Origin of the sequence: Streptomyces sp. WAC 06738 (genome assembly GCF_003945505.1) — a bacterium.
Classification (GTDB): domain Bacteria; phylum Actinomycetota; class Actinomycetes; order Streptomycetales; family Streptomycetaceae; genus Streptomyces.
In genome coordinates, this window is record NZ_CP029618.1 from 120,405 (window position 1) to 145,466 (window position 25,062).

At 75.3% G+C, this 25,062-nt stretch carries 8 protein-coding genes; 3 read left to right on the top strand and 5 right to left on the bottom strand.

What is annotated here, in order from left to right; all coding sequences use genetic code 11:
- Window positions 1–120 precede the first annotated feature (120 nt).
- The 5 genes from DMB38_RS00485 to DMB38_RS00505 all read right to left on the bottom strand — a co-directional run bounded on the left by DMB38_RS00485 (window position 121) and on the right by DMB38_RS00505 (window position 8,464).
- Entirely contained in the window at window positions 121–792 is a 672-nt protein-coding gene (locus DMB38_RS00485) for a DedA family protein (protein WP_047014284.1), read from the bottom strand.
- A gap of 97 nt (window positions 793–889) precedes the next feature.
- Window positions 890–1,396: a hypothetical protein gene (locus tag DMB38_RS00490; protein WP_047014285.1), complete on the bottom strand. Its 507-nt coding sequence runs from the start codon at window positions 1,394–1,396 to the stop codon at window positions 890–892.
- 206 nt (window positions 1,397–1,602) lie between these two features.
- Entirely contained in the window at window positions 1,603–3,105 is a 1,503-nt protein-coding gene (locus tag DMB38_RS00495) for an FAD-dependent monooxygenase (protein WP_125933460.1), read from the bottom strand.
- 69 nt (window positions 3,106–3,174) lie between these two features.
- Window positions 3,175–7,920, bottom strand: coding sequence for a type I polyketide synthase (locus DMB38_RS00500; protein ID WP_125933461.1), 4,746 nt, complete (start codon window positions 7,918–7,920; stop codon window positions 3,175–3,177).
- Between the two features lie 118 nt (window positions 7,921–8,038).
- Window positions 8,039–8,464 carry a nuclear transport factor 2 family protein gene (locus DMB38_RS00505; protein WP_047014287.1) on the bottom strand — a complete coding sequence of 142 codons (426 nt, stop codon included), beginning with the start codon at window positions 8,462–8,464 and terminating at the stop codon, window positions 8,039–8,041.
- Between the two features lie 267 nt (window positions 8,465–8,731).
- On the opposite strand from DMB38_RS00505, the gene DMB38_RS00510 reads away from it, so the two are divergent.
- The 3 genes from DMB38_RS00510 (at window position 8,732) to DMB38_RS00520 (ending at window position 25,043) form a co-directional block, all read left to right on the top strand.
- On the top strand, window positions 8,732–9,577 hold the full coding sequence (locus DMB38_RS00510; protein WP_240661873.1) for a class I SAM-dependent methyltransferase: 846 nt from the start codon (window positions 8,732–8,734) through the stop codon (window positions 9,575–9,577).
- A 216-nt stretch (window positions 9,578–9,793) separates the two neighbouring features.
- Complete coding sequence (locus DMB38_RS00515; protein WP_125933462.1) at window positions 9,794–14,785, top strand: type I polyketide synthase; 4,992 nt, start codon at window positions 9,794–9,796, stop codon at window positions 14,783–14,785.
- A gap of 40 nt (window positions 14,786–14,825) precedes the next feature.
- Window positions 14,826–25,043 (top strand): type I polyketide synthase, encoded by a 10,218-nt coding sequence (locus tag DMB38_RS00520; RefSeq protein ID WP_125933463.1) that lies wholly within the window; start codon window positions 14,826–14,828, stop codon window positions 25,041–25,043.
- The last annotated feature ends 19 nt before the right edge of the window (window positions 25,044–25,062 follow it).

The following is a 25,062-nucleotide window of genomic DNA, read 5'->3' on the forward strand; positions in this document are numbered from 1 at the left end:
ACACTCCGATCCGTCGGGGGCCCGGCGGGCGCGCGGAGGCGATACCGGGCGCGGTACTGGCTCATGCTGGGCGGCCGGGCTAAAGAGGGCCTAACCGTGGGCTGAGTGCTTACGGGCAGGTCACGCGGACTCCGCCGGGGCCTCGCGGCGCTCCCGGCGCCGGGCCCGCAGCCGGACGACGACGAACCGCGCGACGAGCACGAGGAGGACGGCGCCGACGACGGCGGTGAACCCGTTGGCGTACTGCTCCACGGTGTCGTGGCTGCTGCCGACCGCGTAGCCGACGGTGAGGAGCACGAGGTTCCACACCAGCGAGCCGATCGCCGTGTACGCCACGAAGAGCGGCATCGCCATGCGCTCGATCCCTGCGGGGAGCGAGACGTAGCTGCGCACGATGGGGATCAGCCGGCCGACCAGCACGGCCTTGGCGCCGTAGCGGCCGAACCACCCCTCGGCACGGTCGAGATCGGACTCCTGGACCAGCGGGAAGCGGATGAAGATGGCGCGGGTACGGCGTCTGCCGAGGAGCGCGCCGACGTAGTAGTGGAGGACGGATCCGATGACGGACCCGAGGGTGCTCCAGCAGACGAGCGCGAAGAAGTTGAGGTCGCCGAGGCGCGCCGTGTACCCGCCGAGGAGCAGCACCAGTTCGCTGGGCACGGTGGGAAAGAGGCTTTCCAGGCCGGTGGCGATCGCGACCCCGGGCGAGCCGAGGCTCTCCATGAGGTCGGTGGCCCAGTTGCCTGAGCTGTCCGCGGGGGCGGCGGCCCACACCTGAGGTTCGAGGATCATCGCACTTCCCGGGCTCTGCTGGTCGGGGTCGGGCAGGAGTGACCGGCGGGGGTGTGCCCGCCGGTCTCAGCCCGTCGTTCGGCTGCGGACCGCGACGTCAGTCGCAGAGCGCGATGGAGTTGAGCGACTCGGTCTCGCTGACGAGGGTCCACGTCAGCTCGCCGACCTTGCCGGCGTAGCGGCCGCCGGTGCCGTAGGCCGGGAGCTTCTGCTCCTTGCCCGCGGCCAGCTGGGTGAGGTTGACCAGGCCCGCGACGTGGATGGTGCCGTCGTCGAGGGTGTACTCGGAGGCCGAGAACGAGTACAGCTCGCCCGTCTCGGCGTCCTTCTTGATGATGATGCCCTTGATGTCGTTGGTGCCGATGCGGTTGCGCTGGTCGTCCAGCACCGCGTCCTCGGTGATCACGACGTCGCCGACGCTCGGACCGACCGGAGCCGCGTCCTTGGTCTCCGTGGTGACCAACTGCTCGATGAACGAGATGGTCATGCACTCGGCCTTGTGAGTGTCCGCGGCGTGGGCCTGGCTCGCGCCGATCGGCACGGTGAGCACGATGGCGGCGGCCCCGGCGGCGGTCAGCCGGGAGGGGATCTCTGTCGGGCGCACTGCTGTCCCTTCTGGTGGTGATACTGCTGGGCGAAAGCGCCGGGCCCGCTCAGCAGAGCAGGCACCGGCGCCGACGCGGTCATGCTGGTCCGTTGGCCTAAAGCCGCCCTTGCCCGGTTCTCACCTTCGGAGTACGGGCCGCGGGGCCGCCCGGAGAGCGCGGGGCGCGAGGCCGCGCGCGCTCTCCGGGCGCGTACCGGATCCGGTCAGGCGGTGGGGGCGCCGAACCAGGCCCGGAGAGCGATGCGCAGTTCGTCCTGGCCCCAGCCGTCGCCGTCGTGCCAGGCGACGCAGCCGTCGGGGCGCAGCAGCAGGGTGCGGGGCAATTCCGGTACGGGCTGGGCGCGGACGACCTCGACCCGGTCGGCCCAGCCGCTCTCCTCCTGCGCCGAGGCGTCACCGGACAGGTCCAGCAGCACGCCGCGGCCGGACTGCAGGGTCTCGGCGACGCCCATGTCGCCGGCGGCGGTCTTGATGCGCACCTGCGGCAGCCGCCGGCCGAGGAGCCGGTCCTCCTCGTCGCTCTTCGGCACGCCGTCGTAGGCGATGGGGACGGCCGGGCCGAGATTGGTGACGAGCTCGGCGAGGAACACGTTCACGTCGTCGAACTTCAGGAACTCGGCCATCATCTCCCGCATGTAGCGGGCGAGCGGGCGCGGGTAGAGGAGGGCGAGCTGCGCCTGGATGTTCATGCAGGCCAGCCGGCCCGCGAGGTGCCGCTCGTCGTGGTACGAGTCGAGCAGGCCCTCCGGCGCCCAGCCGTGCACCTCGGCGGCGATCTTCCAGCCCAGGTTGACCGCGTCGCCGATGGCGGTGCCGATGCCCTGCCCGTTGTACGGGTAGTGGACGTGCGCGGCGTCGCCGGCGAGGAACACCCGGCCCTTGCGGTACTGCTCGGCGTTGCGGGTGACGATCGAGTAGTGCCGCAGCCAGTGCGCCTCGGTGGCCTTCAGCTCCTTGCCGGTGAGCCGCTCGACGGCGTCGCCGAGCTGCTCCAGCGTCGCCGGGCCGTCCTCGAACTCCGGCGGCTCGGTGGAGAACTCGGCGCTGAAGACGCGCATGACGTCGGGGCTCAGCGGGGCGCCGAGGAACTGGTCGCCGTTCTCGGTGTAGGACAGGCCGTACTGCTCGCGGGCCACGTCCTCGCGGTTGATCGCGACGTCGCCGACGATGCCGCGTACGATCACCCAGTCGTCGCCGACGTAGTCGATCCCCGCGCCCTCGCGGACGACGCTGTCCCGCCCGTCGCAGCCGACGAGGTACCGGCAGCGCAGCGTCTCCTCGCCGGCATCGGAGGCGAGCGTGACGGTGATACCGGACCCGTCGGCGGCCTCCTCGAAGCCGGTCAGGCGGGTGGCCCAGCGCAGGTCGACGCCGAGTTCGACCGCGCGGTCGATCAGCACCTTCTCCAGCCGGGACTGCAGCACCATGTGGGTGGGCTCGCGCGGCCCCTGGACCTTCTCGAAGGCGAGGCGCAGGTCCGCGAACCGCACCTCGGGGAAGGTCACCGTGCCTTCCCGCAGCCCGGCGGCCAGGCCGCGCTGGTCCAGCATCTCCAGCGTGCCCGCGTTGATCGCCATGGCCGGAGCCTCGGCACGCTGCGCGGGGTGGACGTCCACAAGGACGGCGGGCACCTCGCGCATCGCCAGCTCGCAGGCGAGCATCAGACCGGCGGGCCCGGCGCCCACGACGACGACCGGCTCACTCATAAAGGCTCCTTCGGAAGGTACGAACGTACGTCGGTACGGGGCGCGTTGCCCGGGTCGGCGCTCGGCGCGTCACCGGGCCGCGGCCCCGGCCGCTGGTGCGGGGGAGGTCTCCCCCTCGAACGTGGTCATCAGATAGCCCGCCAGCGCCTGCGGCGTGGGGTTGTCGAAGATGGCCATCGGCGGGATCTGGAGGCCCGACACGGCCGCGACCCGGTTGCACAGTTCGAGGGCCGTGAAGGAGGAGAACCCCAGCTCGGTGAACTGGGCGTCGGCGGGGATCTCCGCGGTGTCCGCGTGCCCGAGGACCTGGGCCGCGGCGTCCCGCAGGAGCTCGAGCAGCAGCTCGGCGCGCTGGGCGGCGGGGGCGGTGTCCAGCCGGTGGCGCAGTCGCGCGGCGGCCTCGCCGAGAGGTCCGGCGCCGTCGGCGTCCGGCTCCCGGGCGCCGCTCTCCGCGGCGCCGGCGCCGCCGGCCCCGGGGATCACGCGCAACAGGGAGCCGACGGCGCCCTGTTCCGACTGCCCGACGTAGCGGTCCCAGTCGACGTCCACGAGGACGGGCGCGGCGGACCGGCCGGCGAGGGCACGTACCGCCAGCCGGGCCGCGGGCGTGGGCGCCATGGGGCGGATGCCCTGGTAGCGCAGGTGCTTTCCGGCCGCGGTCTCCGCCGCCTCCGGGGCCTGCCAGGGGCCGCAGGCCAGCGAGCTGACGGGCAGGCCGCGTGCGCGGTACGTCTGGGCCAGCGCGTCCAGGTGGGCGTGCACGGCGCCCTGGGCGCCGAACCCGGCCGCGCCGAGGACGCCGACCGCGGAGGAGCAGAGCACGAACGCTTGCAGCCCGCGGTCCAGGGTCAGTTCGCAGAGGTGCGCAAGGGACGCCGCGGCCGGGTCGAGCAGCCGGCGGATGTCGTCGCCGTCCACGGCGCCGACGACGGCGTCGTCGAGCTCGGCGGCCGTGTGCACCACCGCGGTCAGCGGGTGCTCGGGTGCGACGGAGCGGAGGAGCGCGGCGACGGCGTCGCGGTCGGTGAGGTCGACGGGGGCGACCGTCGCGTCCGCGCCCGCCGCGCGCAACTGCGCGACCAGCGCGGCGGCATCGCCGTCCGCCCCGTCCGTCCCGGGCTCGGTGGCCAGGAGCAGATGGCGCACCCCTTCGCGTACGAGCTCGACGGCGACCTCGCCGGCGAGCGCGCCGGACGCTCCGGTCACCAGTACCGTGCCGTCCGTGGCGGGCAGCCACGGCCCGGTGGCGGCGGCGAGGTCCGCGGGCCGCAGCCGGCGGGCGAAGAGCGCCCCGGGCCGGACGGCGACCTGGTCCTCGCGGGCGCCCGAGCGATCCGCCCGGCCTGCCAGCGCCGCCCGGAGCCGGTCGCGCACGTCCCGGTCGCCGGCGCCGCCCGCGGGCAGGTCGGCCAAGCCGCCCCACCGCTCGGGGTGTTCGACGGCGAACGCCTGCGCCAGCCCCCAGACCGCCGCTTGCGCGGGGTCGGCGGGCGGGTCCTGGCGACCCGCCGCGGCGCCGCCCGCGGTCACGAACCACACGGGGGTCCGCGCGGCGGCGTCATCGAGCGCGTGCAGCAGTGCGGCGGACAGCTCCAGCCCGTCGGGGCCCGGCCGCGCCGGGTCGGCGAACGCCAGCAGCGACAGCACACCGGCGAGCCGGGGCCCGCAGGCCCCCAGGGCGGCGCGCAGCCGGCCGGCGAACGTCGTACGGGCCATCTCCCGTGCGACGGTGACGACTTCGGCCTCGGCCCCGCCCTCGTCCAGGGCCGTCAGCACGGTCCGTACGGCCGGCTGCTCCTCGGCGCCCTCGGGGACCAGGACGACCCAGGCGCCGTCCAGCGGAGGCGGCGTGCCGCCGTCCAGGGCCTCCCAGTCGAGGCGGTGGCCCCAGCCGCGCTGCCTCCGCCAGGTGACGAGCGCGGGCAGGACGGTCTTCCACGCCGTGACGTCGGCGTCCCGCACGCCCATCGCGGACAGCACACCGTCCAGGTCCTCACGCTCCAGCGCGTCCCACAGCGCGGCGTCGCCGGGGCGGGCGTCGGTCGCCTTGGCGGGGTCGGCGCGCAGCCAGTAGGGGCGGTGCTGGAAGGGATAGGTGGGGAGGACGGGGAGCTTGGCCGCGGTCTCGGGGAGAGCGGGGGCGAGGTCGAGGGGGTGGTGGTGCGTGTGGAGGCTGGCCAGGGTGGCGAGGTGGGTGAGGGTTTCCGATCGCAGGTGGGGGGTGCGCTTCGTACCGGACGGCAGGTGGGGGGCGAGCGTGGGGTGCGGGGCCAGTTCGGTGAAGAGGGTGATGCCGTCGTTGTCCGTGAGGTGGGTGATGCCTTGGTGGAAGTGGACGGGTTGGCGGATGTGCTGGGCCCAGTAGTGGGGGTTGTGGTGTTGGTCGGTGGTGGCGGGTTGGCCGGTGACGTTGGAGATGACGGGGATGTCGGCGTTGCCGAGGGTGTGGTGGGTGAAGAGGTCTGTCAGGTGGTCGGTGAAGGTGTCGAGGATCGGTTCGGTGTGGGCGGTGTGGAAGGCGTGCGCGACCTTCAGCGCCTTGGTGCGGATACCGGCCTCGGTCAGCTCCGCGGCGAGTTCCTGGAGCGGCTGGTGCGGGCCGGCGACGGCGAGGGAGGTGACGGAGTTGTACGCCGCGATCGCCACCTCGTCGTGGCGCTTGAGGTACGGGGTGAGGGTGTCGGCGTCGGTGTTGACGGCGAGCATGCCGGTGCCCTCGGGGAGGGTGTGGAGGAGTTTGGCGCGGGTGGCGACCATGTCGGCGGCGACGGCGAGGGGCAGGGTGCCGGTGAGGTGGGCGGCGGAGAGTTCGCCGATGGAGTGGCCGATCAGCGCGGTGGGCTGGACGCCGGTGGTCTGGAGCAGGCGGTAGCCGGCGACGTGGTGGGCGAAGAGCGCGGGCTGGGTGTAAAGCGTGGTGCCCAGCAGCTCCGCCGGCTCGCTGTCCTTCTCGGCGAACATCACCTCGCGCAGCGGCGTCCCGGTCCCCAGGTGCTCGTCGAGCGCCGCGCAGACCTCGTCCAGGGCCTCGGCGTAGACCGGGAAGGTCTCGTACAGCTCGCGGCCCATGCCGGGGCGCTGGCTGCCCTGCCCGGAGAACATCACGGCCAGCCGCCCGCCGGTCTCGACCGAGCCGGTGACCAGGGCCGGATGCGTGGCGCCGGTAGCCAACGCGGAGAGCGCTTTGCGGAGTTCGTCGCGGTCGGCGGTGACGATGCCCGCGCGGTGCTCCAGCTTCGCCCGCCCCGACCACAGCCCCGCCGCCAACGCGCCGACCTCGACCGACGGGTGCTTCTCGACGTACGCCGCCAGCCGCTCGGCCGACTGAGCGAGCGCGGCCGCCGTACGGGCCGAGACGACCACGGGCACCGGGATCGACTTGTCGACCTGCCGAGGTGACCCCCCGGCCTCCGCCGGCTGTGCGGGCTCCGGCGCGGCTTCGAGGATGACGTGGGCGTTGGTGCCGCTGATCCCGAACGACGAGACCGCCGAGCGCCGCGGCTCACCCGTCTCGGGCCACGGCTGGGTCTCGGTGAGCAGGGAGACGTGGCCCGCGGTCCAGTCGACGTGACTGCTCGGCTCGTCCACATGCAGCGTGGGCGGCAGCACACCGTGGCGCATCGCCTCGACCATCTTGATCACACCCGCGACACCCGCGGCGGCCTGGGTATGCCCGATGTTCGACTTCACCGCACCCAGCCACAACGGACGCTCAGCACTGTGCGCCCGACCATACGTCGCCAGCAGCGCCTGCGCCTCGATCGGATCACCCAGCGTCGTACCCGTACCGTGCGCCTCCACCACATCGATCTGACCCGCACTCAGCCGCGCGCTGGCCAGGGCCTGCTCGATGACCCGCTGCTGCGACGGCCCGTTCGGCGCCGTCAGCCCGTTCGACGCACCATCCTGATTGACCGCAGAACCCCGCAGCACCGCAAGAATCTCGTGCCCGTTACGCTCCGCATCCGACAACCGCTCCAGCAGCACGAAACCGACACCCTCGCCCCAGCCCGTACCATCCGCAGCCTCCGCAAACGGCTTACACCGCCCATCCGGCGCCAACCCCCGCTGCCGCGAAAACTCCACAAACACACCCGGCGTCGCCATCACCGTCACACCACCGGCAAGCGCCAACTCACACTCACCGTTCCGCAACGCCTGCGCAGCCAAATGCATACTCACCAGCGACGACGAACACGCCGTATCCACCGTCACCGCCGGACCCTCAAGACCGAACGTGTACGCCACCCGACCCGACGCCACACTCGCCGCACCACCATTGCCCAGGAAACCGTCGAACCCCGGGGGCAGCCGGTCCATGAGCCGGGCGACGTAGTCGCTGTACATGACGCCGGCGAAGACGCCGGTCCTGCTGCCCCGCAGGCTGTGCGGGTCGAGGTCTGCGCGCTCGAAGGCCTCCCACGCGGTCTCCAGCAGCAGCCGCTGCTGCGGGTCCGTCGCGGTCGCCTCCCGCGGGCTGATCTCGAAGAACGCAGCGTCGAACGCGGCGGCGTCGTGGAGGAAGCCGCCCTCGCGGGCGTAGCTCGTACCGGATCTGTCGGGGTCGGCGTCGAAGAGCCCGTCCAGCTCCCAGCCGCGGTTCAGGGGGAATCCGGAGATCGCGTCCGTCCCGTCGGCGACCAGCCGCCACAGGTCTTCGGGTGAACGCACGCCGCCCGGGTACCGGCAGGCCATCGAGACGATCGCCACCGGCTCCCGGTCCCCGGTCTCCAGGACGGACAGCCGCTGCTGGGCCTCATGCAACTCGGCGGTGACCCACTTCAGGTACTCGACGAGCTTCTCTTCCTTGGACATCCGCTCTCGATCCCGTTGTGACGAAAGGCGATGGCGCACTTTCGGGGAGTCTCGGCACGGCGGCTAAAGGGGTCCCTAAGAATCTCCGAAGCCCGGCCGCCCCCTCCGGGACGGCGCCTCAACCGAACCGCGCGGCGTCCGCGGCCTCGGCGGCGTCGTGGACGGCCATGTCCGTGCGGCCGCTGATGACCCGCATGTGGCGGATGAGACCGTTGGCGCCGATGCGCATGACCGCGATCAGCGAGATGCGGACGAACTTGCCCCGCGGCACGCCCTCCGGGCGCAGCTCGGCGGTGATGGGCAGGGCGACGTGCTCGCGGTCCAGTCCCGCGACCGGCGCGCCGGGGAGCTCGTGCACGCCGTACGACACCAGTCGGGCGATGTGGGCGCGGTACGCGGCGCGTTCGATGAAGGTCTTGTCGCCGACCGGGTCCTCGACGTGGAGCGGGTCGGCGAAGAGGCCGAGGACGCCGTCGACGTCGCCCTCGTTGATCCGCCGGCAGTACTCCAGGGCGACTTGCTTGCGCGCGTCCTCGTCCAGCATCGGTGGTGCTCCTTCACGACGGCGGCGCGGGCCTGCCCGTGCCGGGGAGAGCATGTTCGACGCCGCCGCCAAAGCCCCGCCAAAGCGCTTGGCCCCGGCCTAGTTCGGACCAAGGCGGTCTTTAGACGGCGCTCCTAGTTTCGCCTTTCGTCAGATGTGGATTCCGCGGCCGTCTCGGTCGGCGACCGATCGCAGAAAGGGATTGCCGTTGTGAAGCTGTCACTGTGGGAAGACTTGCGGATGCTGGGAAACCTCGCCCTGGTCCGTATGATCTCCGACCCCGAGAAGAAGACCGCACGGCTGTACGAGATGTACCCGCCGGACCGGCTGGTCGTCGAGGACACCAACTACTACAACCTCGGCTACTGGCCGGGGTGCACGAAGCTGGACGAGGCGGCGCAGGCCCTCGCCGACGAGGTGGCCGACACGGCCGAGTTCAAGCCCGACGACACGATCCTCGACGTCGGCTTCGGCTACGGCGACCAGGACTTCCACTGGATCGACAAGTACGGCCCCAGCAAGATCATCGGCATCAACATCACCAAGACGCACATCCGGATCGCCACCGACCGCGCCAAGGAGCGCGGGCTGACGGACCGGATCGACTTCCGCGAGGGCTCCGCGACCGCGATCCCGCTGCCTGACAACAGCGTCGACAAGGTGGTGGCCCTGGAGTCGGCGTTCCACTTCGCCACCCGCGCGGACTTCTTCGCCGAGGCGCACCGCGTGCTGCGCCCGGGCGGCGTGCTGGTGACCGCCGACATCATCCCGATGGAGGGCGGCAAGCCGAAGGCCGACATCCGCTCGCACGCCATCAAGTGGATCCGCGTCATGATCGACGACACCAACTGGTACCCGCGGAAGCGGTACGGCGAGATCCTGGAGTCCGCGGGCTTCGAGAGCGTCGAGGTCAGGTCGATCCGCGACGAGGTCTACGAGCCGTGGCGCGAGTACCACGTGCGCCGTCTCCAGGACCCGACGTTCAAGCGCCGGTCCAGCAAGCTCTTCTACAAGATGGTGGCCGTCGCCCACCGCGACCAGGACCTGCTGAAGGACGAGCTGAAGTCCCTGGACTACGTGGTGTCCGCGGCCCGCAAGCCGCAGAAGCCGTAGCCGGCGACCGGCCAAGGGCGCGGCGGCCGAGCGGCCACGCCATCGGTCCGCAGCCGCCCGTCACGCCCTCCCGCGGCCCCGCGCCCCGGGAGGGCGCAGCCCGGTCGGCACCCGCGGGCGTTCGTCGTCCCCCGTCCCTGTAGCTCCGCCGGTACGTACCCGCCGCGCGGTCCCTGCCCGCAGGCGCCGCCGGCGCCGTCTCCACGAAGGCGTTCGATGGCCAGCAGCAACGAGGAAAAGCTCCGCGACTACCTGAAGGCGGTCACCGCCGATCTGCGCCAGACCCGGCAGCGGCTCCAGTCGCTGGAGGAGCGCGACCACGAGCCGATCGCGGTCGTCGGGATGGCGTGCCGCTACCCCGGCGGTGCGGTGTCGCCGGACGCGCTGTGGGAGCTGGTGTCGGCGGGCGGGGATGCCATCGGCGAGTTCCCCGCCGACCGGGGCTGGGACCTGGAGGCGGTCTTCGACGCGGACCCGGACAAGGCGGGCACGAGCTACGCGCGCCGCGGCGGCTTCCTCTACGACCTGCCGGAGTTCGACGCCGCTCTGTTCGGGGTGTCGCCGCGGGAGGCCGCGGCGATGGACCCGCAGCAGCGGCTGCTGCTGGAGCTGGCCTGGGAGGCGCTGGAGCGGGCGGGGGTCGCGGCCGACGGGCTGCGCGGCTCCGCCACGGGCGTGTTCGCGGGCACCTCGGCGGCGGACTACGGGCCGCGGCTGCACGAGGCGACCGCCGGCGCGGAGGGCTACATGCTGACGGGGACGACGCCGAGCGTCGCCTCCGGGCGGATCGCGTACACGCTCGGTCTCGAGGGCCCGGCGCTGACGGTCGACACGGCCTGCTCGTCCTCGCTGGTGGCGGTGCACCTGGCCACGCGCGCGCTGCGCGCGCGGGAGTGCACGATGGCGCTGGCGGGCGGCGCGACGGTGATGTCGACGCCGGGGATGTTCGTGGAGTTCTCGCGGCAGCGCGGGCTGGCGTCCGACGGGCGGTGCAAGTCGTTCTCGGACGACGCCGACGGCACCGGCTGGAGCGAGGGCGCGGGCATGCTCGTGCTGGAGCGGCTCTCCGACGCACGGGCGGCCGGGCACCCGGTGCTCGCGGTGATCCGCGGCAGCGCGGTCAACCAGGACGGCGCCTCCAACGGCCTCACCGCGCCCAGCGGCCCGGCGCAGCAGCGGGTCATCGCCCAGGCCCTCGCCGACGCCCGGCTCACCGCGCGGCAGGTCGACGCGGTGGAGGCGCACGGCACGGGCACGTCGCTGGGCGACCCCATCGAGGCCCAGGCGCTGCTGGCGACGTACGGCCGGGAGCACAGCGCGGAACAGCCGCTGTGGCTCGGCTCGGTGAAGTCCAACATCGGGCACACCCAGACCGCCGCGGGCGTGGCCGGGATCATCAAGATGGTGCAGGCCATGCGGCACGGCCGGCTGCCGCGCACGCTGCACTCCGAGACCCCGTCCCGGCACGTCGAGTGGGCCGGGGGCGGCGTCGCGCTGCTGGCCCAGGAGGTCGACTGGCCCGAGTCGGACCGGCCGCGGCGGGCGGCGGTCTCCGCGTTCGGCATCAGCGGCACCAACGCGCACGTCATCCTGGAAGAAGGCCCGCCTCCCGCGGAGCCCGCGGAGCCCGCGGAGCGCACCGGCGAGGGCGGGCCGCGTACGGCGCTGTGGACGCTGTCGGCCCGTACGGGCGAGGCGCTGCGGGCGCGGGCCGCGGAGCTTGCCGAGGCGGTACGCACCGAACAGCCGCCCGCCGCCGGGGACGTGGGCTGGTCGCTGGCGACCACGCGGGCCGCGTTCGACGAGCGGGCCGTGGTGCTGGGCGGCGATACCGCGGAGCTGGCCGAGGGCCTGGCGGCGCTGGCCGCGGACCGCGGCTCCCCGCGCGTGGTGCGCGGCAGCGCGGTGTCCGGCGCGGCGCGCCCGGTGTTCGTCTTCTCCGGGCAGGGCGCGCAGTGGCCGGGCATGGCCGTGGGGCTCTGGGACTCCGAGCCGGTGTTCGCCGCGTCGATGGAGCGCTGCGCCGCCGCCCTCGCCCCGTACACGGGCTACGCGCTGCGCGAGAAGCTGACCGCACCCGCGGATGACGCCGCGTGGGAGCGGGACGACGTCGTGCAGCCGCTGATGTGGGCGGTGATGGTCTCGCTCGCCGAGCTGTGGCGCCACCACGGGGTGACGCCGGCGGCGGTCGTGGGCCACTCGCAGGGCGAGTTCGCGGCGGCCGTGGCCGCGGGGGCGCTGTCGCTGGAGGACGGCGCCCGTCTGGTGGCCGTACGCAGCCGGGTCGTGCACGCGCTCTCCGGGCACGGCTCGATGGCCTCGGTGTCGCTGCCCGTGGCGGAGGTGGAGAAGCGGCTCGCGGAGACCGGCGGCGACGTCGGTGTCGCGGCCGTCAACGGCCCGTCGGCGACGGTCGTCGCGGGCGTCGACGCAGACGTGCGGGCGTTCATGCGCGACTGCGAGGAGCGGGGCGTGCGGACGCGGACCGTGCCCATCGCCTACGCCTCGCACTCGCCGCTCGTCGAGCCGGTGCGCGAGGAGATGCTGCGCGAGCTGGCGGCCATCACCCCGCGGGCCGGGGAGGTGCCGTTCTACTCCACCGTCACCGGCGAGCCGATGCCGACCGAGTCGCTGGACGCCGCGTACTGGTACCGCAACCTGCGCTCCCCCGTGCTCTTCGCGCAGACCGTGGAGCGGCTGACGGACGCGGGGCACACCGTGTTCCTGGAGATGGGCCCGCACCCGGTGCTCGTGCCCGCGATCGAGCAGGTCCTCGACGCGACGGAGACCGAGGGCCGGGCGCTGGGCACGCTGCGCCGCGACGAGGACGGCGAGCCGCGCTTCAAGCAGGCGCTGGCGGAGGCGTACGCGGCCGGTGTGGTGCCGGACTGGCAGGTGCTCTTCCCCGATGCCCGTACGGTGCCGCTGCCCACGTACCCGTTCCAGCGCCGCCGCTACTGGCTCGCCGACCGCGACGACCGCGCTCCGCGGGCGGCGGAGGCCCGCGCGGGAGGGTCCGACGAGGCGTTCTGGGCGCTGGTCGAGCAGGCCGACACCGAGGCGCTGCGCCGGGAGTTGCCAGAGGTCGGCGAGGACGCGCTGCGCGCGGTGGTGCCGGCGCTGCACCGCTGGCGCTCCCGGACCCGTACGGACGCCGCGCTCGCCGGCCAGCGCTACGAGATCGGATGGCGCCCGGCCGCGGAGCGGCGGACGCCGGGGCCGGACGGGCACTGGCTGCTGGTGACCCGGACGGGGGCCGCCGGGCGGCTCGCCGACTGGGCCGACGCGGCGGGTGCCGCGCTCTCCGCCCGCGGCGCCAGGGTGACCGTGGTCGAGCTGGACGAGCGGGCCGACGACGAACGTGCCGACATCGCCCGGCGGTTGTCGGCCGCGCTGGCCGGCGAGGCGGTCGACGGCGTGCTGTCGCTGCTGCCCCTGGACGAGCGCCCGCACCCCGGGCACGCGGCACTTCCGTCGGGCGTCGGCGGGCTGCTGGGGCTCGTGCAGGCGCTGGCGGGGCTGGGCCTCGCCGCGCCCGTCTGGTCGCTGACGTGCGCCGCGGTGAAAGCCCTGGACGACGACGTGCTCGCGCACCCGGAGCAGGCGGAGACATGGGGTCTCGGCCGGGTGGTGGCGCTGGAGCAGCCGCAGTTGTGGGGCGGCCTGGTCGACCTCCCGGAGCGGCCGGGTGACGAGGACTGGCTGCGCCTGTGCGCGGTGCTCGCGGGCGGGGCGGGCGACGAGGACCAGGTGGCGATCCGGCCCGGCGGCCCGCGCGTACGGCGGCTGCTGCCCGCGCCGGCGCCCGCGGACAGCCCGGCCTGGCAGCCGGGCGGCACGGTCGTCGTCACCGGCGGCTCGGGCTCGCTGGCACCGCACCTGGCGCGCTGGCTGGCCGACGGCGGCGCGGAGCACATCGTGCTGGCCAGCCGCCGCGGCCCCGACGCGCCCGGCCACGAGGCGCTGGCCGCCGAACTCGCCGGGCGGGGCGTGGGGGTCACGGCGATGTCCTGCGACCTGACCGACCGCGACTCCGTACGCGCCCTGCTGCGGCGGGCCGCGGAACTGGGCGGGCCGGTGCGCGCCGTCGTGCACGCCGCGACCTCCACCCGGCTGGAACCGCTTGCCGACGCCACCGCCGCCGGGGTGGCGGAGGTGCTGGCCGCCAAGGCGCTCGGCGCGGTGCACCTGGCCGAGTCGATGGATCCGGACGGCCCCGCGGAGCTGGTGTTCTTCTCCTCCATCGCCGCCGTCTGGGGCAGCGGCGAGCACGGCGCGTACGCGGCGGCGAACGCCTTCCTCGACGCGTACGCGCAGCAACTGCGCGGCCGGGGCCGGAAGGTGACGTCGGTCGCCTTCGGCGCGTGGCGCAGCGAGGTGCTGCCGGAGGGTCTGGACGAGGCGCAGTTGGAGCGGCAGGGCCTGCCGCTGCTCGACCCGGAGCTGGCGCTCGCCGGCCTCGGCCGGGAGGTGGCGGGCGCGGGCGGCGGGAGGCCGGTGACGCTGGTCGACGTGGACTGGGAGACGTTCGCCCCGGTCTTCGCCTCGGCCCGGCCGCGGCCGCTGCTGGACGAGATCCCCGCGGTACGGGGCGCGCTGCGGCGCTCCGCGGAGGCGGGCGGGACCGGCGCGGCGGACGGCGGCGACGCCGGGGAGCGGCTGCGGAAGCTGGCCGGGCTGCCGGAGGCGGCGCGCGGGCGCGAGGTGCTGGACGTGGTGACCGCCGAGGTGGCCGCGGTGCTGGGCCACGGCCCGGCCGACCGGCCCGCGCCGATGCGGACGTTCAAGGAGCTGGGCTTCGACTCGCTGACCGCGGTGGCGCTGCGCAACCGGCTCCGTGCGGCCACGGGCCTGTCGCTGCCGGTGACGCTGGTCTTCGACCACCCCAGCCCGCAGACGCTCGCCCGGTTCCTCACCGGGCAGTTGGGCGCGGCCGGCGAGCAGGCGGCGCCCGGCTCCGTACACGAGGAGCTGGACCGGCTGGCCGCGGCCCTGGACGCGGCGCCCGTCGAGGGTGCGGAACGCGCGGCCGTACGCGACCGGTTGCAGGCGCTCGCCGCCGCGCTGGCCGGAGGCGGCACGGCGGCGGCCGGGCCGGGCGACGACGACGTGGACCTCGACGACGCCAGCACCGACGACCTACTGAAGATCATCGACGACGAGTTCGGCCCGGCGGAGCCGGGACCGACGGCATCGACCACCGGCTGACCAGCGCCGGAGCGGCACACGGAGAGGAGCAGTTCCGGCCATGGCCGAGGAAGACAAGCTGCGCGACTACCTCAAGCGGCTCACCGTGGACCTGCGCCGCACCACGCGCAGGCTGCGCGAGGTGGAGGAGCAGCGACGGGAGCCGGTGGCGGTCGTCGGCATGGCCTGCCGCCTCCCCGGCGGCGTACAGAGCCCCGAGGGGCTGTGGGAGCTGCTGCGGGACGGCCGGGACGCCATCTCCGCCATGCCCGCGAACCGGGACTGGCACCTGGACGACCACTTCGACCCGGACCTCGGCGGGCCCGGCACCTCGTACGTGCGCGAGGGCGGCTTCCTGGACGACATCGCCGGCTTCGACGCGGCGTTCTTCGGCATCTCGCCGCGCGAGGCGCTGGCCATGGACCCGCAGCAGCGGCTGCTGCTGGAGCTGGCGTGGGAGAGCGTGGAGCGGGCCGGGATCGACGCGCACGCGCTGCGCGGCTCCCGTACGGGCGTGTTCGTGGGCAGTAACCCGACCGAGTACGGCGGGCTGCTCGGCGACGCCGCGGCGCAGGTGGGCGGGCACCTGCTCACCGGCACGGTGCTCAGCGTGCTCTCCGGCCGGCTCGCGTACACCCTCGGTCTCGAAGGCCCGGCCGTGAGCGTGGACACCGCGTGCTCCACGTCGCTGACCGCGGTGCACCTCGCGGTGCAGGCGCTGCGCCGCGGTGAGTGCACGATGGCGCTGGCCGGCGGGGCGACGGTGTTCTCCACGGTCGGTCCCTTCACCGAGATGAGCCGGCAGCGGGTGCTGGCCGCCGACGGGCGCTGCAAGGCGTTCGGCGCCGGCGCCGACGGCATGGGCATGTCCGAGGGTGGCGGCGTGGTGCTGCTGGAGCCGCTGAGCGCGGCCCGCCGCAACGGCCACCGCGTGCTCGCCGTGATCCGCGGCAGCGCCGTCAACTCCGACGGCTCCTCCAATGGGCTGACGGCGCCGAGCCGGCAGGCCCAGGAGAAGGTGATCCGCGCGGCCCTCGCCGACGCGGGGCTCGGCGCGGCCGACGTCGATGCGATCGAGGCGCACGGCACGGGCACGGAGCTGGGCGACCCGATCGAGGCGCAGGCGCTGCTGGAGGTCTACGGCCGCGGCCGGGCCGCCGCGGGGGCGCCGCTCCGTCTCGGCTCGGTCAAGTCGAACATCGGGCACACGCAGGCCGCCGCGGGCGTGGCCGGGCTGATGAAGCTCGTTCTGGCGCTGGAGCACGGGGAGTTGCCCCGTACGCTGCACGCCGACGCGCCCAGCCCGCACGTCGACTGGGACCCGGCGACGCTCGCGCTGCTCGGTGAGGCGCTGCCGTGGCGCGGCGGGGAACGTACCCGCAGGGCCGCGGTGTCGGCGTTCGGGATCAGCGGCACCAACGCGCACGTGATCCTGGAGCAGGCCCCGGCGGACGAGCAGGAGCCGGCGCCGGCAGCGCCCGCCGGCGGTCCCGCGGGACCGTGGCTGGTCTCCGCCGCGACCGCGGACGGGCTGCGCGCGCAGGCCGCCCGGCTGGCCGGCCACCTCCGCGCCCGTCCGGAGCTCTCCGTCGACGCGGTGGGCCACGCGCTGGCGATCTCCCGGGCCACGCTCGGGCACCGCGCGGTGCTCCTCGGCACCGACCGCGGGGAGTTGCTGGGCCGGCTCGACGCCCTCGCCCGCGGTGACGCCGCCGCCGGGCTGGTCACCGGTGTGCAGCAGAGCGGGCGGCTGGCGCTGATGTTCTCCGGGCAGGGCAGCCAGCGCCCCGGTATGGGGCGCGAGCTGTACGAGGCGTTCCCGGTCTTCGCCGAGGCGCTGGACGAGGTGTGCGCGGCGCTCGACGCGCATCTCGACGTCCCCGTACGCGAGGTGATGTTCGCCGCCGCGGGCACCGAGCGGGCGGAGCTGCTGGAGCACACGCTCTACACCCAGCCCGCGCTGTTCGCCGTGCACACCGCGCTGGCCCGGCTGCTCCGGTCGTGGGGCGTGCGGCCCGACCACCTCATCGGCCACTCCGTGGGCGAGTTGTCGGCCGCGCACGTGGCCGGGGTCTTCCCGCTCGGCGTCGCCGCCGACATGGTCGCCACCCGGGCGAAGCTGATGCACTCGCTCCCCGGGGGCACCGGCATGCTCGCCGTACGGTCGGGGCCCGAGCCGCTGGCCGGGCACCTGGAGCGGCACGCGGGGGTGGAGATCGCCGCGTACAACTCCCCCGCCGCGACCACGCTGGCCGGGCCGCTCGACGCGCTGGACGCGCTGGCACCGGAGCTGGCGGACGCCGGGATCCGCGCCCGGCGGCTGAAGGTGGCGCACGCCTTCCACACCGCGCACACCGAGCCGGTCCTCGACTCCTTCGCGCGCCATCTCACGGACCTCTTCGAGCGGCACGCCCCGGGCGAGGCGGAGATCCCGGTCGTCTCCAACGTCACCGGTCTGCCCGCGACGGACGGGCAGCACCACGACCCCGCCTACTGGGCCGAGCACATCCGCCGGCCCGTCCGCTTCCACCAGGGCGTCTCCGGCCTCGCGGGACTGGGCACCACGACGTACCTGGAACTGGGCCCCGACGCCACCCTCAGCACCCTCGCGCAGGCGGTGCTCGACGAGGCGGACCCGGCACAGCCGGGCGCCGAGCCGACCGTGGTCACCGCTGCGCTGCGCCGCGACCACCCCGAGGTCCCCGCCCTGTTCGCCGCGGTCGCCCGGCTGCACGTGCACGGCACCGAGGTGGACTGGCGCCCGCTGCACGGCGAGGGCCGGCCGGCCGAGCTGCCGACGTACGCCTTCCAGCGGCGCCCGTACTGGCTGCGGCCGGCGCGTCCGGCCGCCGACCAGCCGGGCGTACGGGTCACCCGGCACCCGCTGCTCGGCGCGGTGCTGGAGACTGCGGACGCCGAGCGGCCGGGAGCCGTGTGCACCGGCCGGATCAGCGCGCGGACGCCCGGCTGGCTGGCGGATCACGTGCTGGGCACCACCGTGGTGCTGCCGGGCACGGGCGCGGTGGAGATCGCGCTGTGCGCGGCTCGGCACGTGGGCTGCGCGCGTGTCGAGGAGTTGACGCTGCGCCGGCCGGTGGTGCTCCCGGCGGAGGGCGCGCTGCAGCTCCAGGTGGCGGTCGACGCCCCGGACGCCGACGGCCGCAGGGCCCTCTCGCTGTACGCCCGCCCCGAGCCGGACGCCGCCGAGACCGCCGAGGACGCCGCCGGTCTCGCAGCGGACTCCCCGTGGACACTGCACGCGACGGGCGTCGTGGCGCCCGACGCGGGGGCGGCTCCGGGTGTTTGGGACGGCACGGCCTGGCCGCCGCCGGGTGAGCCCGCCGCGGTCGTGGACGACCTCTACGACCGGCTGCACGAGCGCGGAATGCGCTTCGGCCCGGCCTTCCGTTCGCTGCGCACGGTGTGGCGCGACGGCGAGCACCTCTACGCCGACCTGGCGCTGCCCGAGGCGCAGCACGCGGATCTCGACGAGTACGGCATCCACCCCGCGCTGCTCGACGCCGCGCTGCACACGGTCGCGCTCCTGGACGAGTCGGGCACCGAGCTGCGGCTGCCGTTCGCCTGGTCCGGCGTGCGGCTGCTGGCGCGGCCCGGGGCCGCGGCGCTGCGCGCCCGGGTGACGCCCACAGGACCGGAGACCGTCGCCCTGGACCTCGCCGACGCCGCCGGCACGCCGGTGCTGCGGGTGGACGAGGTGGCGCTGCGGCCGGTCCCGGCCGACAGCCGCGGCGCGGTGTCCGCCGACCCGTTGTACGGGGTCGAATGGCGGCGGCTCGACGCGGCGCCTGAGACCGCGGACGGCGCGGAGCTGTGGGAGACGGACCTCGACGCGTTCGCCGCGGGGACCGTTCCCGAGCGGGCGGGCGTGGTCGTCGTACGGTGCCCCGCCGCGGACGGCGCCGACGACGCGACGGCGGAGAGGGCGCGTACGACCGTCGCCCGGGTGCTGACCGCCGTGCAGCGGTGGCTGTCCGACGACCGCTTCGCCGACAGCCGGCTCGCCGTGGTCACCCGCGGCGCGGTCGGCGCGGACGCGGCCGGTGACGTACCCGCGCTGGAGTCCGCACCGGTGTGGGGACTGCTGCGCTCGGCGCAGTCGGAGCACCCGGACCGGATCGTGCTCGTCGACGACGACCCGGCGGAGCGGTCGGCGCTTCCCGTCGCGGAGGCGGTACGGGTCGCGCTGGCGGCCGGCGAACCGCAGCTCGCGATCCGCGGCGGCGCCCTCCTCGCGCCACGCCTCACCCGGATCGCGCCGGAAGGCCCCGCGGCCCTCGGCCCCGAGGGCACCGTTCTGGTCACGGGCGCGGGCGGCACGCTCGGCGGGCAGGTCGCCGCACACCTCGTCAGGGCCCACGGCGTACGCCGCCTGCTCCTCGTCAGCCGCCGCGGCGAGGCCGCCCCCGGCGCCGGCGAGCTGCGCACCGAACTCACCGGGCTGGGCGCCGAGGTGGCCTTCGCCGCCTGCGACGTCGCCGACGCGGACGCCCTCCGCGAGGCGCTGGCCCGGATCCCGTCGGAACACCCGCTGACCGCCGTGGTGCACGCGGCGGGCGTGCTGGACGACGCGACCGTCGGCGAGCTGACGCCCGCTCAGCTCGACGCCGTGCTGCGGCCGAAGACGGACGGCGCCTGGCACCTGCACCGGCTCACCGCGGACCTGCCGCGGGTGGCCTTCGTGCTGTTCTCGTCGTTCGCGTCGGTGGTCGGCACCCCAGGACAGGCCAACTACGCCGCCGCGAACAGCTTCCTGGACGCGCTCGCGCAGCACCGCCGTGCCCGCGGGCTGCCCGCCGTCAGCCTCGCCTGGGGCCTGTGGGAGCAGGGCGGCATGGGCGGGGGCCTGGACCGCGCGGCCCGTGCGCGCATCGCCCGCGCCGGCGTACGCGCCATGTCCGCGAGCCGGGCGCTCGCGCTGCTGGACACGGCGCTGCGCAGCCCCGTCGCGCTGGCCGCCCCCGTGGTCCTCGACCGCCGCGCGCTGCGTACGCAGTCCCGCGCGGGGACGCTGCCCGCCATACTCCGCGCGCAGGCACCCGCGCCCGCCGCTGCCGCCGAGGGCACCGCGAGCACCGCGGCCCCGGCCGCCGACCCGCTCGCCGGGCTCGCCGCGCTGGGCCGCGCCGAGCAGGACCGCACGCTGCTGGCGCTCGTCCGCCGCACCGCGGTGCTCGCGCTCGGCCTGCCCGAGGGCGAGTCGGTGAGCCCGGGGCAGACCTTCCGCGACCTCGGTTTCGACTCGCTCACCGCGGTCGAGATGCGCAACCAGCTCAGCGCCGCCACCGGCCGCCGGCTGCCCGCCACCGCGGTCTTCGACCACCCCACGCCCCAGGCGCTCGCCGACCATCTGCGCGCGGAGCTGCTGGAGTCCGAGGGTGCCGCCGCCCCGGCCGTACCGGCGACCGCCGCCCGCGCCGACGACGACGACCCGATCGCCGTCGTCGCCATGTCCTGCCGCTACCCGGGCGGCGTGGACTCCCCCGCCGGCCTGTGGGACCTCCTCAGCCGGGGCGCCGAGGGCACCAGCACGTTCCCCGAGAACCGCGGCTGGGACATCGACGCGATCTACGACCCGAGCGGGGAGCGCCCGGGCACCACGTACACGCGCGCCGGCTCCTTCCTGCACGACGCCGACCGGTTCGACGCCGAGTTCTTCGGGATCTCGCCGCGCGAGGCGGCCTCGATGGACCCGCAGCAGCGGCTGCTGCTGGAGCTGTGCTGGGAGGCCGTCGAGGGCGCCGGCATCCCCGCCGACGAGCTGCGCGGCTCCGCGACCGGCGTGTTCGCGGGGATCATGTACAGCGACTACGGCGGCCGGCTGCTGCTGCGCACCCCGGCGGAGTACGAGGGGTACGTCGGCAACGGCAGCGCGCCGAGCGTGGCTTCGGGGCGGATCGCGTTCACCTTCGGCTTCGAGGGGCCCGCGCTCACCGTCGACACGGCCTGCTCGTCGTCGCTGGTCGCGCTCCACCTCGCGGCGCAGTCCCTCCGCAACGGCGAGTGCACGCTGGCGCTGGCCGGCGGCGCGACCATGATGTCGACGCCCGCGGTCTTCGTGGAGTTCTCCCGCCAGCGCGGCCTCGCCCCCGACGGCCGCTGCAAGTCCTTCGCGGACTCCGCCGACGGCACGGGCTGGGGCGAGGGCGCCGGCGTGCTGCTGCTGGAGCGGCTGTCGGACGCCGAGCGCAACGGGCACCAGGTGCTCGCAGTCCTCCGCGGCTCCGCGATCAACCAGGACGGCGCCTCCAACGGCCTCACCGCCCCCAACGGCCCCGCCCAGCAGCGCGTCATCCGGCAGGCCCTGGCCAACGCCCGGCTCACCGCCGCCGAGGTGGACGCCGTCGAGGCGCACGGCACCGGCACGACGCTCGGCGACCCGATCGAGGCGCAGGCGCTGCTCGCCACGTACGGGCGTGAGCACTCGGCCGAACGGCCGCTGTGGCTCGGCTCGGTGAAGTCCAACCTGGGGCACACGCAGGCCGCGGCCGGCGTCGCCGGGGTCATCAAGATGATCCAGGCCATGCGGCACGGCGTGCTGCCGCGCACGCTGCACGTCGACGAGCCGTCGCAGCACGTCGAATGGGACGCAGGCGTCGTCTCGCTGCTCACCGAGGAACGGGAGTGGCCGCGCGCGGGGGCCGACCGGCCGCGGCGGGCAGGCGTGTCCGCGTTCGGCATCAGCGGCACCAACGCGCACGTCATCCTGGAGGAGGCGCCGGCCGTCGCGCAGGAGGCGCCGGCCGAGCCGCCGAAGCCGGCCGGCGCGGCGCTGCCCTGGCTGGTCTCCGGCGCGACCCCGGAGGGCCTGAGCGCCCAGGCCGCCCGGCTCGCCGAGCGCATCCAGGCGCGGCCGGAGCTGAGCGCGCCCGACGTGGCGTGGTCGCTGGCCTCGCGGCGCACCGCCCTGCCGTACCGCGCCACCGTCCTCGGCCGCGACCGTACGGAACTCCTCGACGGCCTGCGCGAGGTGGCGCAGGACCGGAGCGCGCCGGGCGTGATCCGGACCCGGGGCGAGCAGCGGCCCGGCGGGCTGGTGTTCATGTACTCGGGGCAGGGCAGCCAGCGTCCCGGCATGGGGCGCGAGCTGTACGAGGCGCTTCCCGTGTTCGCCGAGGCGCTGGACGAGGTCTGCGCGGCGCTCGACGTCCACCTCGACCTCCCCGTACGGGACGTGATGTTCGCGGACGCGACCGACGACGGGTCCTCGCTGCTCGACCAGACCCTCTACACCCAGACCGGCCTCTTCGCCCTGCACACGGCGCTCACCCGGCAGCTCCGGGCGTGGGGCGTGCAGCCGGACCATCTCATCGGCCACTCCATCGGCGAGGTGACCGCCGCGCACGTCGCGGGCGTGCTGTCCCTCACCGACGCGGCCCGGCTCGTCACGGCCCGCGCGCGGCTGATGAACGAACTCCCCCACGGCACCGGCGGCATGCTCGCCGTGCAGGCCGGTCCCGAGGCGCTTGCCGAGCACCTGGAGCGGCACCGGCGGGCGGAGATCGCCGCCTACAACTCCCCCGCCGCGACGGTGCTCGCCGGTCCTTCCGACGCGCTGGCCGCGCTCGCCGGGGAGCTGGGCGCGGCCGGGATCCGCACCCGCGGGCTGAAGGTGAGCCACGCCTTCCACTCCGCGCAGATGGATCCCGTGCTGGCCGAGTTCACGAGCATCGCGGGCGGGCTCACCTACCGTGCGCCCGACCTCCCGGTGGTGTCGAACCTCACCGGAGCGGCGGCCACGGCCGACGAGCTGACCGACGCCGCGTACTGGGCCGAGCACATCCGCCGCCCCGTCCGCTTCCACCAGGGCCTCGCCCACCTCGTCGGTGAGGGCGCCACGACGTTCCTGGAAATCGGCCCCGGCGCCACCCTGACCGCGCTCGCCCGGGCGGTCCTGCCGGAGGACGGCGATGCCGCGGCGATCCCGTCGCTGCGCCCGGCCCGCAAGGCCGGGGACGGCGATGCGCCGGCGCCCCCGTCCGACGAGCCCACCGCGCTCCTGCACGCCATGGGCGAGCTGCACGCGGTCGGTGCGGGCCCGCGGTGGACGGACGTGCTGCCGCGCGGGCGCACGGTCGAGCTGCCCACGTACGCCTTCCAGCGCCGCCGTTACTGGATCGACCCGGTGGAGCCGGCCGCCGCGGCCCAAGCGGATTCCGGCCTGCACTACCGGACGTCCTGGGCGCGCCTGCCCCGGGGCGGGGGTGCCGTCCTGGACGGCACCTGGCTGCTCGCGGTGCCCGCCGACGGACGGGCCGGGGGATGGCCGGAGTTCTGCGCCGCGGCGCTCGGGGATGCCGGGGCGAAGGTCGCCACCGTCGAGATCGCCGCGGGCACGGAGCGCGCGGCGCTCGCCGAGCGGCTCGCCCGCCGGATCGAGGAGACCGGGCGGCCGCGCGGGATCCTGTCGCTGCTGGCCGTACGCGCCGACAGCGCAGGCGGCTCTGGCACCGCCGCCGGGGCCGCGGACCCGGCCGCCGACGGCGTACCGGAGGAGCTGACCGCGACCGTCCTCCTCAGCCAGGTGCTCGGCGACGCAGGCGTGACCGCCCCCCTCTGGGCCGCCACCAGCCAAGCCGTGTCGGTGGGCGACGGCGACCCGCTCGGGAACCCGGAGGCCGCCCTGGTGTGGGGCTTCGGCCGGGCCGCGGCGCTCGAAGAGCCCGCGCGCTGGGGCGGGTTGATCGACCTTCCGGGCACGCCCGCCGGCCTCGACGCGCACGGGCGCGCCGAGCTGGCCGCGCTGCTCGGCGGCGCGCCGGACGGTTCCGGCGCGCCCGCGGAAGACCAGATCGCGCTACGGGCCGACGGGCCGCGGGCGCGGCGGCTGAGGCGTACGACGCCCGCCCGCAAGGCGGACGCCCAGTGGCCGCCCCGCGGCACCGTCCTCGTCACCGGCGGCACCGGCGGGCTCGGCGCCCACGCCGCCCGCTGGCTGGCGGCGAACGGCGCGGAGCACCTGCTCCTCGTCAGCCGCCGCGGCCCCGCCGCCCCCGGCGCCGGCGAGCTGCGCACCGAACTCACCGGACTCGGCGCCGAGGTGACGATCGCCGCCTGCGACGTCACCGACCGGGCGGCCCTCGCCGCGCTGCTGGCCGGCGTACCCGAGGAGACCCCGCTCACCGCCGTGCTGCACGCGGCCGGCGTCAGCGTGGACCGCGGGCTCGCGGATCTGGACGCCAAGCACTTCGCCGAAGTCCTCGGCCCCAAGTCCCTCGCCGCCCGCCACCTGCACGAGCTGACCCAGGACGCGGACGGCGGCAGCCGGCTCAGTGCCTTCGTGCTCTTCTCGTCGACCGCCGGCGTGTGGGGCAGCGGAGCGCAGGGCGCGTACGCCGCGGGCAACGCCTACCTCGACGCGCTCGCCGAGCACCGCCGCGCCCGCGGCCTCCCGGCCACCGCGGTGGCCTGGGGTGCGTGGAGCGGCGAGGGCATGGCCGGCGACGGGGAGAACTCCCGGCGGCTCCTGCGCCGCGGCATCCGCGGCCTCGACCCCGGCGCCGCGGTGGCGGCCCTGGCCGAGGCCGTACGGGCGGACGAGGCGCCGACGACGATCGCCGACATCGACTGGTCGGCGTTCACCCTGGCGTTCACGTCCCGGCGGCCCAGCCCGCTGCTGGGCGAGCTCCCGGAGGCGCGCGCGGTGCTGGACGTGCGGGAGGAGGCCGAGCCGGAGGCCGCGGGCACCGACGCCGCCGCGCGGCTGCGGTCGCTGCTGGCGGGCCGTACCCGCGAGGAGCAGCAGCGCGAGCTGCTGGACCTGGTGCGTACGGAGGTCGCGGGCGTGCTCGGGCACGCGTCGGCCGACGGCGTACGGCCCGGGAAGCCCTTCAACGATCTGGGCTTCGACTCGCTCACCGCCGTCGAGCTGCGCAACCGCGTCAACTCCAGGACGGGGCTGCGGCTGCCGACGACCGTCGTCTTCGACTACCCGACGCCGGACGCCCTCGCCGCCTGCCTGCGCGACGAACTCGGCGGCCCCGACGCCGCCGGACAGTCGGTCCTCGCCGACCTGGCGCGGCTCGACGGTGCGCTGAGCGGCGCGGCGCTGGCGGACGAGGAGGTACGGCGCCAGGCCGGGGAGCGGCTGCGGACGATGCTCCAGCGGCTCGACGGATCCGCGCCGTACGGGGCGGAGAACGGCCACGCGGCGGGCGGCGGCCCGGACGGCGCCGCCGGCGGCGAAGCGGACAGCGACCTGGAGTCCGCGTCCGTCGACGACCTCCTCGACATCATCCAGACGGAGTTCGGCAAGTCATGACGCCCCCCGCCCGTACGCC